Genomic DNA, 15,658 nt, shown 5'->3' on the forward strand with positions numbered 1-15,658 from the left:
CAGTTAACAAAAAGAGAGGATGTATGGAATGACAAAAACAGAAGCAATTTCTTTCATCAAGGAGATGTATCAAGAGGTGTTAACCAAGTTCGATGTAAAAAAGGTGGAGACTTATTTTTCACCTGACTATCAGCAAGTGACCGATGGGAAGGTTTCCACGCTTGATGAATTTAAAAAGCATCTATCCACATTAAAAGAAATGACAACACAGCTTGTGATCCCCGCCTTTCATGATGTGTTATTTGATGAAGAAACGCAGCAAGCGTGTTTTCGTTACACGGTTCATGTTGACCTCGCAAGCGGAGACGGGGGTTTAATAGATGTCACAGCTCTTTTCACCTTATTAGATGGCAGGATCATTCGATGTGACGAGCTGACTCGGGCTCACGAAAAACATGAAATGCTTGAAACGCTTGGGCACATTTGCTAACAATTCTCTCCACTTCAGCCCTCTGACTTCTATCCTCTTGACTGATTCATGTATAATAGATAGCAGAATGATTTCATGCAGCATGGGGACCCTCATACTGTGTATTTTCTAAGTGAAAGAGAGTGAATAAGATGGGTCGTAAGTGGAACAACATTAAAGAAAAGAAAGCATCAAAGGATGCCAGTACAAGTCGTATTTACGCAAAATTCGGGCGTGAAATCTATGTGGCTGCCAAACAAGGTGAGCCAAACCCAGAATCAAACCAAGCACTTCGTTTTGTTCTAGAACGTGCAAAAACATATAGTGTCCCAAAACATATTGTGGACCGTGCCATTGAAAAAGCCAAAGGCGGTGCGGAAGAGAACTTCGATGAGCTGCGCTACGAAGGATTTGGTCCAAACGGATCAATGGTGATCGTTGACGCCCTCACCAATAACGTAAACCGGACAGCTTCAGATGTTCGAGCAGCATTTGGGAAAAACGGTGGAAACATGGGCGTAAGCGGCTCTGTTGCCTACATGTTTGACGAAACAGCTGTCATCGGTGTCGAAGGAAAAAGTGAAGAAGAAACGCTTGAGCTTTTAATGGAAGCAGACGTTGATGTACGTGACATCATGGAAGAAGATGAAACGGTGATTGTGTACGCTGAACCAGATCAATTCCATCAAGTACAAGAAGCATTCAAACAAGCCGGCACTCAAGAATTCACTGTCGCTGAAATCACAATGCTCCCGCAAAACGAAGTGACATTAGATGATGAATCAAAAGCACAATTTGAAAAGCTGATCGATGTTTTAGAAGAGCTTGAAGACGTGCAGCAGGTTTATCATAATGTGGATTTAGGGGAATAAAAAATTTAAGCCACAGTAGTCGTTGAGTTCATTCAACTTCTACTATGGCTTTTTTTATTTTCTTTAAAAATCATGGATAAAGCGTTAATGTCTCCCTATTGATAAAAGGAGATTAATTCATCCCTTGAAACCCAAACGTCAAGTGATCCTGAACAGGAATCCAAGCGCCGATTCCTTGTGAGGTTACGTTTTTCACGACGAGTTTTCGTTTATTTCCTTTTAGCACAAGGTACACTTCTCCGTATGTGACCTTACCTTTTTCGTTAATCGCTGGTGCATAGGCATGAAGCGATGCTGCTTTTTTCGGAGAGACGTGGTATGACTGATCTCGTTTTGTTCCTGCACCAATCACGGTGTCAAAAGCGAGGGGCAGCTTTGTTTTTTGAATCGCTTTTTGCATCATCAATGTTTTCACATCTTCTGGGTTCGGCACTTTTGCTGTGAGCCCGCCGCTTACTTTCACTTGCTGCTTTTGAACGTATTTTCCAATGGCTGTTTTGTTGCCGCCTCTGTTATCAATGTGGTTCGTATTCACTTTTTTGTATTCCCAGTTGGCGACCGTTTCGTTTGAATCGTAGCTCAGCGCCCATCTCCCAAGGAAAATGGTTGCACGGTATCCAACCGCTAATGGCGTCCCTGAAATGCTGGATTCATTCAGCATTTTAATCAAATGAGTATTCTCAATCGGTACACTTGTTGTTTTGAACAATTCAGCCGTCAGCTCGCTCGGCTGGAGCAGCGGCTGATCCTGTGACGCGTTTGGATACGTATTCTCCTTGGAGATACTGGCGACAGAGGATGGCACTTTAAATGGCTTTGCCGCCTTCGCTGGAAAGCTGTATAGAAAACTTAAGGATAAGAGAACAACAAACATGATGCGGAGCATCTTTTTCATATCATCACTCTTTCTCATTCATTTTTCCATAGTATTTTCCGCAAAGACGTCCCTTATCCACAAAAGATTATAAAAGGAAAAATCCAATCGCTATAATAAAATAGGCAGCGAGTAATGTGGCGCCTTCAAACCAGTTTGTATCACCATCATTTGATAAAATGACCGTGAGCAGCACAGAGGATGCCATCGCAATGAGTTCTGGCAAGGAGAAAATGAGCGGCATCTGCTTATCGAAAAATAGCGAGCTGATGACAAGGATTGGCGCGACCATCATGGCAACCTGAAGCGTGGAGCCAAAGGCAATTTCCACTGCGACATCCATTTTGTTTTTATACGCCATGATGACAGCCGAGGCATGTTCTGCTGCGTTGCCGACGATGGCTACAATAATGACCCCGATAAACAGCTCGCTCCAGCCAAACTGTTCTCCCACCGTATCAAATGTATGAACAAGGCGCTCTGAAATGTATGCAACTGCGATCGTCGAAAGCAGCAAAATCACGGTGGCAAACTTCCCAGACCATTCAGGTGTTTCTTCTTCCGTCTCCGCTTCACCTTCCATGCCCTCCTGCTTGGCAACATAGACACCGCGGTGGCTGACCAGTTTGAAATAGAGCGCCGCGACATAAAGCAAAATCATCACAATGCTGATCCCAATGCTTAAAACAAACTGTTTATTCTCTGCCATCTCCATCGAAAACACTTCTGGAATGACAAACGCTACAATAATGGCAAACATGAGCAAGCCTGAATTGTGCCTTGCATCATGGACATTGAACACTTGACGCTTATATTTTAATCCGCCAACGAAAAAAGACAGCCCCGCCACAAGCAGTAAATTCCCGATGACCGATCCTGTTAATGAAGCAAGTACGATGGCCGTCAGTCCTTGCTTTAAGGCAAAAAACGAAATGATTAATTCCACTGCATTTCCAAATGTGGCGTTTAAAAGTCCGCCAATTCTTGGTCCAGCAATGATGGCAAGACTTTCTGTAGCTCTTCCCATAAAACTAGCAAGACCAATAATGGCGATACAATAAACGGCAAACATGATGACCTGCGGGAAATGAAGAAAACTGCCAATTACCGATAGCGGAACACCGATTGCGACAATCACAAGAAATAAACGATTCATACAGCCATTCTCCTTTACATATGTCTGACTGTTATTCTTTCGTGAGTGCCGGCATCATATACATTTTAGATTCGCGCGTGTGAGAAGGTGATATCAATACTCCCTTTCACGGACTGCACCATAGAGCAATGCTTCAATGCAAGGGTGATCATTTTATCGATTTGTTCATCAGATGTCTTGATGTCTTCAAATAAGATATGTAAATGAATGCAGGAAATTTTGTTTACAGCTCCTGCCCTTGTCGTTTCAGGTGTGATCGTCAGCCCTTTATAGGATATTCGCTTTTTATGGCATACATGAGTGAGCATTTCTCCAAAGCAGCCTGCAATGGCTGAGGTGAACAACTGTGATGGGCGGTATCCCGTTTCTTCTTTTCCTGAAATATGCAGCTGCCCGTCTTCAATATGTGCGATCCAATGATCCTTTTCGTATGTCAGCTTCATTCCTTTTCCACCTTTCTATTGAAACCCCTATGGTTACATTGTACGATGAAAGCATGAACTTGTAAGGAGCATCTTATGTCGAGAATTCACTTTATGATTTTAATTTTACTTGTATCCGTATCTGGTTTTTCACAGGGTGCATTACTCCCTGTTATTTCCATTATCTTTGAACATGCCGGTACTTCTCCTACGTTAAACGGCCTGCATGCCACAGGCTTATATCTCGGTGTGCTGCTTGCGTCTCCTTTTATGGAAGCACCGCTTCGCCGGTTTGGATTTAAGCCGTTAATCGTCATTGGAGGCGCCGCTGTCTTTTTAAGCTTGTTTAGCTTTGTGTTTTTTGAATCTTATGTCGTCTGGTTCTTCCTCCGGCTCATGATCGGGATTGGTGACCATATGCTGCATTTCTCTACACAGACATGGGTGACCTATGCGTCATCATCAAGAAATCGCGGACGAAATATTTCATTGTATGGATTATCGTTTGGACTCGGTTTTGCCGCCGGCCCTTTTTTAACGCCGCTCATTGAGATCAATCCATCTTTGCCTTTTATTGTTTCTGGTGCCGTTAGTTTATGTGTTTGGCTGCTTGTGTTTGTTTTAAAAAATACATATCCAGATACGGGCGAAGTGCAAACGTCAGAGCAGACAAACAGTTTGAAGCGCTTTAAAAAGGCCTTTCAATTTGGCTGGGTCGCCTTTATGATGCCATTTTGCTATGGCTTTTTAGAAACGACGCTTAATAGCAACTTCCCTGTGTATGCACTCAGAAGCGGTGTGACAGTAGATGCGGTTGCGTTTATTTTACCTGCGTTTGCCATAGGGAGCATTGTCTTTCAGCTTCCTCTTGGGATGCTCAGTGACCGGTTTGGCAGGCGCCGCATCATTTTATGTGTGACACTCGCTGGATCATTCTTTTTCCTTTTGGCAGGGATTTTCATTCAATCCGTTTTGGCTGTTGCCATCTGTTTCTTTATTGCCGGAATGGCTGTAGGCTCTACCTTCTCACTTGGCATCAGTTATATGACCGACTTATTGCCAAAGCATCTGCTTCCCGCCGGGAATTTGATGTGCGGGATGGCGTTTAGTGCAGGCAGTATTCTCGGACCGGTACTAGGAGGATTCTTTGTGCAAACGTTTGAAGGAATGAATTTACTTTACCTTGTCAGCATCGTGATATTATTTGTGTTTTGCTGCGTTCGATTTGGGAGAACGACGGCAGTGCTGGAGAGTCACTAAAATGGAGGGTCAATCGTTGTTTACATATCACATCACAAATGAATTGACTTTGGCATCTCTACATTTAGATGATGCGGACACACTATTCAGTCTTATTCAAAAGAATAAGGTCCATTTAGGGGAGTGGCTGCCTTGGGTTCATCACTGCAAAAGCATAGAAGCTGTCAAAACGTTTATTCAATCAACTCAAACCACCTACAATGAACAAAAAGGGTTGGAAGCTGGCATTCAGCTGAACGAGCAATTAATCGGTGTGTTCCGTCTGACATTTAATCAACAATTAGGCAATATCGGTTATTGGATTGATGAAGACGCGCAAGGACAGGGCATTGTGACAACCATCGTCAAATCTATGACAGATATCTTTGCTCCTAAAGTCGATGGATTTGAAATTTTTTGTCCTGCTGGCCATGTCAGGAGTGAACGTGTAGCGATAAACGCAGGATTTCAGCATGATCCTCACTACCAGTCAAAACCTGATACAGCTTTTATCCTTAAGCGATATATACGATTGTCGAAATAAAAACTCCCCTGCACCTATGCAGAGGAGTTTTTTCATTTAATGATAACCATTTTGCCCGTTTGCACTGCCGCTTGTTTTGTGCTTTGGCTGATGGCCTTTGTTTTGTTTCGTGTTGCTTCCGCCTTTTTTCGATTGTTTGGACATATGTGATTCCCCCATCCATCAAGATTGAACATGTTCGTTCTTCTTTAGGATGCCCGAATTTCTTCACACCTTGCCTGGTACGATTTTACGCTTATGTAAAAGCGCATTGAGCTCGCCGCCCAGGATAATCATGATGCCGGTTAAATAAAACCAGATCATCAAAATAATGATTCCCCCAATACTTCCGTACATCGCGCTGTAATTAGCAAACTCGCCTACGTAAAATGAGAACAGCATGCTCACTAAGATCCATCCAATTGACGCAAAAATGGCGCCTGGCAGAACAAATTTCAATTTCAGCCTGATGTTTGGGGCGAAATAGTACAAGGATGTAAACACAATCAATAAAATCAGCGGGCTAATGATCCACCTCATGGCCGTCCAAACGGTGAGAAAGGCATCTGACTGCCCGACTAATTCAGCGAGAAATAAGCCAAGTTCTTTTCCAAAGACAGGCAGCATTAAGGCAAAAATAATCGTGAGAACCATTGCTATGGTTAAGATGATTGATGTTAAACGTACGAGAATGAAGGAACGATTTTCCTCAACTTCGTAAGCATGGTTAAATGCTCTGACGACGGCATTAATCCCGTTAGATGCAGACCAAAGGGCGGCAATAATCCCGAATGACAGCAATCCGCCGTTACGGCTGTTCAGTGTCTCTTCGGCAATGGATTCAATCATGGAAAGCGCTCCTTCTGGCGCATAACCAGAAATGACGCTTAGGACATCCTTCGACGTCAGCGGCAAATATCCAACGAGCGTCAGCACGAAGATGAGAAACGGAAATAATGAAAGCAGAAAGAAATAAGCAAGCTCAGCAGATTTTGCCGGTCCTTCATGCAGCAAAAAGCGTTCAATTAACGCTTTAATAAAACCCATACGCCTCATCTCCAATGATCAATCTTTCTATTTCGATCGAAAGTGATCCTTTGTTTCTTCAATAATCTCTAATACTTTTGGGGTTGTTTCCTTTAACTGATTGACTTGTTCATTTAAAAATGACAAATCATCTGAGACTGTTCGCATCAGCTGCTTCGTTTCTTCCATTTTTTCTTTCATACAAGCAGAAATTCTGGCTGGCTCCTGACGGTATTCAGCCAGCTTTTCCTGACAGTCATCCCATTTGTCTTTGAGCGCGATTCTCGTTGGCCGATGAAATAATGTCAGCAGTGCGCCGCAAGCTGCTCCTATCACAGCTCCTCGAAGCATGATTTGATTTTTTTCTTCCATCTCGTCTGATCTCCTTTCAGTTAAAGGTGTTTCTCTTTTTTTACATACGTCAAAAAACGATCAATTCCTTTTTCAATTAAATCATGTACTTCCTCAAAGTTTCCAGTGTAATAAGGGTCTGGCACATCATCTCGATCATCGTCTTCAACAAAGTCAAGAAGACGGCCAATAAAGTGATGTTTCCCATAGCCGGCTATACTGCAAAGTGCCCCTACATTTTCAGCATCCATCGCAATGATATAGTCGTATGCTGTGATGTCCTCATCTATGATCTGTCTTGCGGACATCCCTTCATAGCTGATTCCTTTTTCATCAAGCAGCTTTCGTGTTCCTTCATGCGGAGGACTGCCTTGATGCCAGCCGCCAATGCCTGCTGAATCAATGACAAAGTGCTCGCTTAGCCCCTCATCTTCTACTCGTTTTCTAAACATGGCCTCTGCCATCGGTGATCTGCAAATATTGCCAAGACATACGAATAATACATGAATCATCCTTCATTCTCCTCCTATCTTTTCCCTAAGACTCCCTTTTGAAAACCTTGACTTTATCATATCAAGTCCTTTTTCTTTTGGAAACTTTGCAAGAAAAGCTCTCATCGCCATTGACAAAATACACAAAAACAGGAGAAACTTTAGGAGAATTACACAAACAAAGGGGGATATTAGATGGGAATAATTGAGCAGTTTGTCACGACGATGAACAATTTTTTGTGGGGGCCTCCCCTGTTGATTTTAATTGTTGGTACTGGAATATACCTCACCTTTCGCGTTCTCTTCATTCAAATTAGATTACTTCCTTATTCTTTAAAGCTCGCTTTTTCAAAACAAGACAAAATATCAGAAGGAGATATTTCTCATTTCCAAGCGTTAATGACGGCTCTTGCTGCAACTGTCGGTACAGGGAATATCGTCGGTGTGGCCTCCGCTGTTATAGCCGGTGGTCCTGGTGCAGTTTTCTGGATGTGGTTTGCTGCATTTTTCGGGATGGCCACCAAGTTTGCAGAAGCTGTTCTTGCTGTAAAATACAGGGTCAAAAACGAAAAAGGCGAAATGTCTGGTGGACCTATGTATTATTTAGAGCATGGATTAAAACAGAAATGGCTAGGTGTGCTATTTGCTATTTTCGGCGCCAGTGCTGCCTTTGGGATCGGCAACCTGGTCCAGTCTAATTCCATCTCAGGCGTCATGAATTCTACTTTTCAAATTCCAACATGGGTAACAGGTATCATCATTACGGCTTTTACAGCACTTGTGATTTTAGGCGGAATCAAAAGCATTGGCCGGGTCACATCTATCTTTGTACCCGTCATGGCTTTATTTTACGTCATTTGCGGTCTGATCATTCTTGTTATGAATGCTGATCTTGTTCCAGGCGCAGTCAGTCTTATTTTCTCAGATGCCTTTACTGGTCAAGCCGTAGCAGGGGGTGCAATTGGGACTGTCATTCGCTGGGGTGTCGCACGAGGAGTTTTTTCCAATGAAGCAGGTCTTGGGTCAGCACCAATTGCTGCTGCAGCTGCGAAAACGGATATGCCTGCCCGCCAGGCTCTCGTCTCTATGACTCAAGTGTTTATTGATACCATCATTGTTTGTTCTATCACTGGCATTACCATTGTCATGGCAGATATGTATTTAACAGTGAAAAGCGATGCGCTGACTTCGTTATCCTTTGCTCACTTCCTCGGTCCAGCTGGCTCAACCATTGTGGCAATCGGACTGCTCTTGTTTGCCTATTCAACCATCATTGGCTGGTCCTATTATGGAGAGAAATGCTTTACATATTTGGCGAAGGATTCGTACGTCATGTATTATCGCATCGTCTTTGTGATGGCTGTCTTTTTTGGTGCCGTGTTTAAGAATGACTTCGTATGGGGCGTAGCAGATATGCTGAATGGTCTGATGGCCATTCCAAACTTAATTGGCCTTATTGGTTTATCGGGCGTTGTCGTATTTGAATCAAAACGAATCATTGAAAAAATTAAACAGGAGAAAAAAGAGAAAAACATCTCGGTGTCGTCTTAATAGCCCTTTTATTCTTTTGCATTTCTGTTAAAATAGACATATTATTCAACACATATGCAGGAAAGGACGTGCCGCCCTTGTCAGAGCAAAAAGCGGCTGAAGTCAATCAGCTGATTGAAGACATTTCGCAAAAGTTAAATATGCTGAACATTGGAGTCATCAAAGCCGAGGACTTCAGTCCAGACAAGTACGAAGATATTGAATTTCTACACCAAATGGTGATGAAAAAATCTTCATTCAGCCCAAGTGAAATGCAAGCCATCGCAAGCGAGCTAAAAAACTTAAGAAAATAATCGTGCAAAGGAAACTGGATTGCGGTTTACGCCGCTTTCTTCCATCCATACACAGAAAAAGCCAGCACCCCGCAAGGTGCTGGCTTTGTTTATCCTGTCAAAACTGCTTATTTTGCGAGCAGTTTTAATGATTCACGGTTAAATGCTGGAATGTCATCAGGTGTTCGGCTTGTCACAAGCTGATCCTGACAAACGACAACTTCTTCATCTTTGAATTTTGCGCCTGCGTTTTCCATATCTACTTGAATGGATGTATATCCAGTCGCGCCTCTGCCTTCCAGCGTCTTTGCTGTAATGAGCAATTGCGGCCCGTGACAGATCGCAAATACTGGTTTTTTCTCGTCCATAAATGCTCTTGTGAACTGGACATAGCGGTCATCTGCACGCAGAATGTCTGGTGAGAACCCGCCAGGAATTAGCAGTGCATCGAAGTCTTCAGGCTTCACGTTATCAATGGACGCATCCACTCTCACTTCTGCTTCTCCTTGCTTCCCTTTCACTGTTTTTCCTTTTTCGTTTTCAATCACTGTGACCTCATGGCCTGCATCTTTAAAGGCTTTTGCAGGCTCGGTGAATTCAACATCCTCAAAGTAATCTGTTAATACAACTGCAATTTTCTTACCCATGTAGAAACCCTCCTGCTTGATTATCGTTTACACTACACACTATACCCGGGTACATTGAAATCAAACATCCTATCCCGATCAGAAAACCCCTTATGATAAAAATAAGCATTTAGACTTATTTATATTTCCTCAACAAGGTAATTCGTATGATTTATGTTATCTTTACAATAATCTGCAAAAAATAACTACAAAAGTTAACGAAACATTTCTACAATAGGTATTGTGGTCAAAAAAATTAGAAAGGCGGAGATCAGGTGAAGAAGCAAGCACATAGGTCTAAACGAAGGAAAAACCTGTCTATTCTGCTCACTTCCATTATGATGATTAGTCTCATTCTCCCAGCAGTACCTACTCATGCAGCAATAGAAAACGGCGATGCCGTAAAAGTCAGCATCTTAGCCACAACGGATGTTCATGCGAACATGATGAATTACGATTATTACAGCGACAAAGAAACAAATGAATTTGGTTTGGCAAAAACATCCGAGCTGATTGAAAAGCACCGTTCACAAAATCCAAATACACTCCTTGTTGATAACGGAGACCTGATTCAAGGAACCCCTCTTGGAGAATACGTTTACAAAAATGAAAAAGACAGTATTATCAATCAAACAAAGGTTCACCCCATTATTCATACACTCAACAAACTAAAGTACGATGCAGGAACACTTGGCAATCATGAATTTAACTACGGATTATCATTTCTTGATGGTACCATTGCCGGCGCTAACTTCCCGATTGTCAATGCGAACGTCAAAAAGCTAAATGGAGAACACCGTTTTACGCCTTATGTGATCCAAGATAAAACCTTTAAAGATGCAAACGGAGCTTCACAAACTGTAAAAGTCGGTTACATAGGATTCGTTCCACCACAAATTATGACGTGGGATAAGAAACATTTAGATGGACAAGTTCAAGTGCAGGATATCGTCGAATCTGCCAATGAAACCATTCCTGAAATGAAGGAAAAAGGGGCAGATATCATCGTCGCTCTTGCCCATACAGGAATTGAAAAAACCGCTTCGCCTAAAGGGTCAGAAAATATGATCTTTGATCTTGCCACGAAAACAAAAGGCATCGATGCGATCGTGTCCGGCCACCAGCACGGCACATTCCCAAGCGCTGAATATAGCGGCGTCGACAAATTCGATGTCTCAAAAGGAACCATTAACGGCATTCCAGTCGTCATGTCAAAAAACTGGGGAAGCTACCTCGGAGTCATTGATTTAACATTAGAGCCTGACGGCAGCAAATGGAAGGTCACAGATGGAACAGGAAAGATTGAATCTGTTGCAGGAGTCACCTCTCAAAACAGCACTGTGAAAGATGCCATTCAAACAACGCATCAAAACACACTTGATTATGTGAGAAAACCTGTCGGTAAAACAGAAGCAGACATTAACAGCTTTTTTGCTCAAGTGATGGATGACCCTTCTATTCAAATTGTGACAGATGCACAAAAATGGTATGCACAAGAAAAAATGAAGGACACGTCATACAAAAACTTACCGATTTTATCTGCAGGCGCCCCGTTTAAAGCCGGCGGCCGAAACGGTGTAAATTATTATACAAATATCGCAAAAGGCGATTTAGCAATTAAAAACATCGGCGATCTCTACCTTTACGATAACACCGTGCAGATTGTCAAACTGAAAGGCAATGAAGTGAAAGACTGGCTTGAGATGTCTGCCGGACAGTTTAATCAGATCAAACCAAACAATTCAAATGAACAGCCTATTTTAAACGAAGAATACCGCTCGTATAACTTTGATGTGATCGATGGTGTCACCTATCAAGTCGATGTGACGCAGCCTGCTAAGTACAGCACAACAGGCACTCTTGTTAATGCGAATGCAAACCGCATCAAAAACCTGTCCTACAATGGGAAACCAGTCTCTGACAATCAAGAATTTTTAGTCGTAACGAACAACTATCGAGCTTCTGGCGGCGGGGGCTTCCCGCATCTGACGCAAGATAAAGTGGTGCTTGCCTCAGCTGATGAGAACCGCCAAGTGCTGATGGATTATATTATCGAACAAAAAACCATCAATCCAAGTGCGGATCAAAACTGGTCGATTGCACCAGTCAAGGGCGCAACAGTCACATTCGAATCTTCTCTTTTGGCTAAGCCGTTTGCTGAAAAATCAAGCAGCGTAGACTTTGTTCGTAACGCCAGCACAGATGGTCTTGGCGTGTACAAGCTAGCCTTTAAAGAGGATGGCACAACAGAACCGCCTGCATCAGACAACTGGAACTTAACGGTGATGCATACAAACGATACACACGCACACCTTGATGATGCGGCAAGACGTGCAACAAAGATTAAAGAAGTTCGATCCGAAAGCAAGAACAACATTTTATTAGATGCTGGAGATGTCTTCTCTGGTGACCTATATTTCACAAAATGGCAAGGACTTGCCGACCTAAAACTCATGAACTTAATGAAATATGATGCCATGACGTTTGGTAATCATGAATTTGACAAAGGTCCTTCTGTTCTTCGTCAATTCCTGACAGGTGATGCATCAGATGTAGATGCGAAAAACCGTCATCAATTTGAAAAGCCTGCATTCCCGATTGTGTCATCAAACGTTGATGTCTCTAAGGAAAAACAATTGAGCGGCTTAGTGAAAAAGCCAGCGACATTTAAAGCTGGTGAGAAAAAAGAAGCTGGGATTTACCCATACATCCTGCTTGATGTAAACGGTGAAAAAGTGGCTGTATTCGGCTTAACCACTGAAGACACGGCCATTACATCCAGCAGCGGTCCTAACATTCAATTCAAGGATGCATACAAGAAAGCAAAAGAAACAGTCAACACGATTCAAACAAAAGAAAAAATCAACAAAATCATTGCTTTAACACACATTGGCTATAACCGTGACCTTGAGCTTGCTCAAAAAGTAGACGGTATTGATTTAATCATTGGCGGTCACACGCACACCCTTGTTGAAAAATTAAAGGTCGTCAATAAGAAAGAACCAACGATTGTCGCACAGGTAAAAGACTACGGACAATTCTTAGGAAAAGTAGACGTGGCCTTTAATCAAAAAGGAGTCGTACAGCCAAAGGAATCTTCTTTTGACCTCATCACCATCGATGACTCTGTCAAAGAAGATGCCGATGCAAAAGCGATCCTCGATCAGTACAAGGCAGACATTCAAGATTTAAAAACGGAAAAAGTCGGGTCTACCGATGTCCTCTTAGATGGACAACGCGAGCATGTCCGTGCGAAGGAAACGAACCTTGGGAACTTTATTGCTGACGGCATGCTGAAAAAAGCACAAGAATCTGCTGGTGCTGATCTTGCCATCACAAACGGCGGTGGTATTCGAGGCAGCATTGAAAAAGGAGATATCACTTTAGGTGATATTTTAACGGTCATGCCATTCGGAAACACACTCTATGTCGCAGATCTAAAAGGCAGCCAAATTAAGAAAGCACTCGAACAAGGGCTTTCAGGCATTGAGGAAGGCGGCGGCGCATTCCCTCATGTAGCCGGCATTGAATATACGTTTACACTGAGTAAACCAGCTGGCAGCAGACTCATTGATGTCAAACTGAAAGACGAAAACGGCAAACTAACAGACATTGATGATAAGAAAACATACCGCGTGGCGACAAACGCATTTGTCGGCACAGGCGGAGATGGCTACAGCGTCTTTACAGAAGCCTCTCACGGCGAAGACTTAGGCTATGTTGACTATGAAATCTTCAAAGAGCAAATTGAACAGGCAGACGGCGGGCATATTTCTCCTGTCATCGATCACAGAGTGAAAGAAGTGTTCCTTCCGCGTGCGAAAGGAAAAGGCGCCTATGACATTCAAGATGATGAGAAATTCCAAACGTATGTGCAGCATACAAACAAAGCATTGCTCTATTTAGACAAAGCGAGCGAAGCGAAAAACGTTCAATTGTCTCTATCAAAAGCGCAGGTAGCCGAGCTGAAGAAAAGAGAGCAAGATCCAAACGTCACCATCTATCATGACAAAGTGGGACTCGCATTACCGCTCTCCAACTTATCCGAGAAAAGCGCAGATATATGGATGAAAAAGACGAATAAGGTGAAAAATGCATTAACGGATACGTATGATTTCCAAATCAAACAAGATCAGAAAAAGGTTTCTACCTTTAAAGATCCTGTCACACTATCCTTTACATTAGATGAGCCTCAAAAGGCGAAGAAACCTGGTGTATATTATGTAGACCGCAAGAAAAACCGTTATGCCAAAACAAGTAACGGAGCGTTCGAAAATGGGGTCGTATCAGGTCAAACTGAACACTTCAGCGAATATACCGTACTCAACCAAAGCGGGGCAGCTGGAACAACGCCAGATCAAACTGGCGGAGACGGCGGTACATCAGCGCCAGGCGGAGGTACAGATCCAAACCAAGATGGAACCAGACTCCCAGGCGGCACACTGCCAAATACAGCAACGATGATGTATACAGCTGTATTGATTGGCGTACTCATGCTTGCCTCAGGCGGTATCCTATATTACTACCAGCGCAAGCGTACAAGAAATAATGTATCATCCTAAAAAAAGGACAGAGCCTAGGCTCTGTCTTTTCTCATCTCAATCTTGGGATAAATAAATCCAATTGCGTTTATCAAATTGTTTCACATCATCTGATCCTATATGACGCAGCATTCTATTGAAGAATGTGATGTCATCTTCATCATCGACGGCATATAAATCCTCTTGAACATAATCTCTCGTAATAAAATTCGTTAAATTCGTATTATTTACAAATTCAGCAAAATACGATTGAACAAGAGTTAAATCCTCTTCACTTAACTTTTCATCATTAATAATTGAAATATGAAACACATTCAAAATCGCCTGTATATCTTCTTCATCCATATAACATAATGGATCTAGTTTTCGATCTTCTTCCGTAAACGGTTTTCGAGTATCTTCAATAATCACGTAACATAATATTCGATGATCTTTCATCACGCTAAAAATTTCTAAATCCCGTAATTTTAGTGGTCGATTCAGTCTAATCATTTTTCCTCCTATAAATCATGATCTTGTCGTTGTATATCCCCGCTTCTCCAAAACCTGAAAAGGACAGAGCCTATGCTCTGTCCGTTTTTTCTCTTCTAGCAAAATCGACGAATCTGAAGCGGTCTAATCGGTGACGGCTTTCTGTGTATTGAAATAGACTCGTATCCTCTAAGAACACATAATTCTTTACCACAACGACATGGTCAAATCCCTTCAAATCAAGGTACTTGGCATCCTCTTCTGTACATGGCTCTACCACAAATTCCTTTTGAGCATAGCTGATCGATACACCGAGTTCTCCCTCAATATACTCGTAGATTGATCCTTCGCATATGTCTTTAGACAATACTTCGACATGCTTTTGCAAGAAGTAGTCCTTGTCTAAAATCACTTCTTCTCCGCTAATATTACGAGATCGAATGACTTTCCAGACGTCTGTCTGTTCATCAATTTTCAGCTGAGACTGAATATACTGATCCGGTTTAATTAAGCCAAATTCATGAACCGTTGTGACTGTCTTTCGGCCAAGCGTTTGGGAAAGCTCTTTAAAGCTGACAAGACCTGATACAGGGAACTGCATTTTCTCCCGATTCAGTAATACAGAGCCTTTCCCGCGGATTTTTTGAATATAGCCATTTTGCACAAGAATATTTAATGCCTTTCTCACCGTCTCCCGGGACGTGTCGTACATGATAGAAAGTTCATGCTCTGATGGGAGGATGCCTTTATCCTGCCATTCACCTTGCTCAATTCGTCTTGCGAGCTGATCATAAATCACTCGAAACTTATTCTCTTTCATTTTCCCTCCGCCCC

General features: G+C 42.5%; 16 protein-coding genes. 7 read left to right on the forward strand and 9 right to left on the reverse strand.

Annotated features, from left to right (window positions below):
* Positions 1–28: 28 nt before the first annotated feature.
* Complete coding sequence (locus BAE31_RS00380) at positions 29–430, forward strand: nuclear transport factor 2 family protein (RefSeq protein WP_076839102.1); 402 nt, start codon at positions 29–31, stop codon at positions 428–430.
* A gap of 131 nt (positions 431–561) precedes the next feature.
* Positions 562–1,281 carry a YebC/PmpR family DNA-binding transcriptional regulator gene (locus BAE31_RS00385; RefSeq protein WP_075622562.1) on the forward strand — a complete coding sequence of 240 codons (720 nt, stop codon included), beginning with the start codon at positions 562–564 and terminating at the stop codon, positions 1,279–1,281.
* A gap of 112 nt (positions 1,282–1,393) precedes the next feature.
* Here BAE31_RS00385 and BAE31_RS00390 read toward each other — a convergent pair whose 3' ends face one another.
* The 3 genes from BAE31_RS00390 to BAE31_RS00400 form a co-directional block, all read right to left on the reverse strand.
* On the reverse strand, positions 1,394–2,176 hold the full coding sequence (locus BAE31_RS00390; RefSeq protein WP_076839104.1) for a YfkD famly protein: 783 nt from the start codon (positions 2,174–2,176) through the stop codon (positions 1,394–1,396).
* A gap of 67 nt (positions 2,177–2,243) precedes the next feature.
* Entirely contained in the window at positions 2,244–3,311 is a 1,068-nt protein-coding gene (gene cax, locus BAE31_RS00395; protein ID WP_041106315.1) for a calcium/proton exchanger, read from the reverse strand.
* A gap of 65 nt (positions 3,312–3,376) precedes the next feature.
* Positions 3,377–3,754, reverse strand: coding sequence for an OsmC family protein (locus BAE31_RS00400; RefSeq protein WP_041106313.1), 378 nt, complete (start codon positions 3,752–3,754; stop codon positions 3,377–3,379).
* A gap of 75 nt (positions 3,755–3,829) precedes the next feature.
* Here BAE31_RS00400 and BAE31_RS00405 point away from each other — a divergent pair, with 75 nt between their 5' ends.
* Positions 3,830–4,993 (forward strand): MFS transporter, encoded by a 1,164-nt coding sequence (locus BAE31_RS00405; protein ID WP_076839106.1) that lies wholly within the window; start codon positions 3,830–3,832, stop codon positions 4,991–4,993.
* A 16-nt stretch (positions 4,994–5,009) separates the two neighbouring features.
* Positions 5,010–5,516, forward strand: a complete 507-nt coding sequence (locus tag BAE31_RS00410; RefSeq protein ID WP_076839139.1) for a GNAT family N-acetyltransferase — start codon at positions 5,010–5,012, stop codon at positions 5,514–5,516.
* A gap of 207 nt (positions 5,517–5,723) precedes the next feature.
* Here BAE31_RS00410 and BAE31_RS00415 read toward each other — a convergent pair whose 3' ends face one another.
* Genes BAE31_RS00415 through BAE31_RS00425 form a run of 3 tightly spaced genes read right to left on the reverse strand, consistent with a single transcriptional unit; the run spans position 5,724 to position 7,384 of the window.
* The gene (locus BAE31_RS00415; RefSeq protein WP_056767701.1) at positions 5,724–6,542 is read right to left on the reverse strand and encodes a YihY/virulence factor BrkB family protein; all 819 of its coding nucleotides are present in this window, start codon (positions 6,540–6,542) and stop codon (positions 5,724–5,726) included.
* Positions 6,543–6,569: 27 nt separating this feature from the next.
* A complete protein-coding gene (locus tag BAE31_RS00420) occupies positions 6,570–6,893 on the reverse strand; it encodes a YtxH domain-containing protein (protein WP_041106306.1) in 324 nt (107 codons plus the stop codon).
* A 20-nt stretch (positions 6,894–6,913) separates the two neighbouring features.
* Positions 6,914–7,384: a low molecular weight protein-tyrosine-phosphatase gene (locus BAE31_RS00425; RefSeq protein WP_076839107.1), complete on the reverse strand. Its 471-nt coding sequence runs from the start codon at positions 7,382–7,384 to the stop codon at positions 6,914–6,916.
* 174 nt (positions 7,385–7,558) lie between these two features.
* Between BAE31_RS00425 and BAE31_RS00435 the strand changes: the two genes are divergently transcribed.
* The gene (locus BAE31_RS00435; RefSeq protein WP_076839109.1) at positions 7,559–8,914 is read left to right on the forward strand and encodes an alanine/glycine:cation symporter family protein; all 1,356 of its coding nucleotides are present in this window, start codon (positions 7,559–7,561) and stop codon (positions 8,912–8,914) included.
* A 77-nt stretch (positions 8,915–8,991) separates the two neighbouring features.
* Positions 8,992–9,207 (forward strand): DUF1128 domain-containing protein, encoded by a 216-nt coding sequence (locus BAE31_RS00440; protein ID WP_003214000.1) that lies wholly within the window; start codon positions 8,992–8,994, stop codon positions 9,205–9,207.
* Positions 9,208–9,314: 107 nt separating this feature from the next.
* Here BAE31_RS00440 and BAE31_RS00445 read toward each other — a convergent pair whose 3' ends face one another.
* Complete coding sequence (locus BAE31_RS00445; RefSeq protein ID WP_034283692.1) at positions 9,315–9,833, reverse strand: type 1 glutamine amidotransferase domain-containing protein; 519 nt, start codon at positions 9,831–9,833, stop codon at positions 9,315–9,317.
* Between the two features lie 254 nt (positions 9,834–10,087).
* Between BAE31_RS00445 and BAE31_RS00450 the strand changes: the two genes are divergently transcribed.
* Positions 10,088–14,374, forward strand: a complete 4,287-nt coding sequence (locus tag BAE31_RS00450) for a multifunctional 2',3'-cyclic-nucleotide 2'-phosphodiesterase/3'-nucleotidase/5'-nucleotidase (protein WP_076839111.1) — start codon at positions 10,088–10,090, stop codon at positions 14,372–14,374.
* A gap of 36 nt (positions 14,375–14,410) precedes the next feature.
* Here BAE31_RS00450 and BAE31_RS00455 read toward each other — a convergent pair whose 3' ends face one another.
* Together BAE31_RS00455 and treR are read right to left on the reverse strand one after the other, a co-directional pair.
* Positions 14,411–14,845 (reverse strand): hypothetical protein, encoded by a 435-nt coding sequence (locus tag BAE31_RS00455; protein ID WP_024425853.1) that lies wholly within the window; start codon positions 14,843–14,845, stop codon positions 14,411–14,413.
* A gap of 70 nt (positions 14,846–14,915) precedes the next feature.
* Positions 14,916–15,644, reverse strand: a complete 729-nt coding sequence (gene treR / locus BAE31_RS00460) for a trehalose operon repressor (protein WP_024425854.1) — start codon at positions 15,642–15,644, stop codon at positions 14,916–14,918.
* Positions 15,645–15,658 lie beyond the last annotated feature (14 nt).

The organism is Bacillus sp. I-2, from assembly GCF_001974945.1.
GTDB classification, from domain to species: domain Bacteria; phylum Bacillota; class Bacilli; order Bacillales; family Bacillaceae; genus Bacillus; species Bacillus safensis.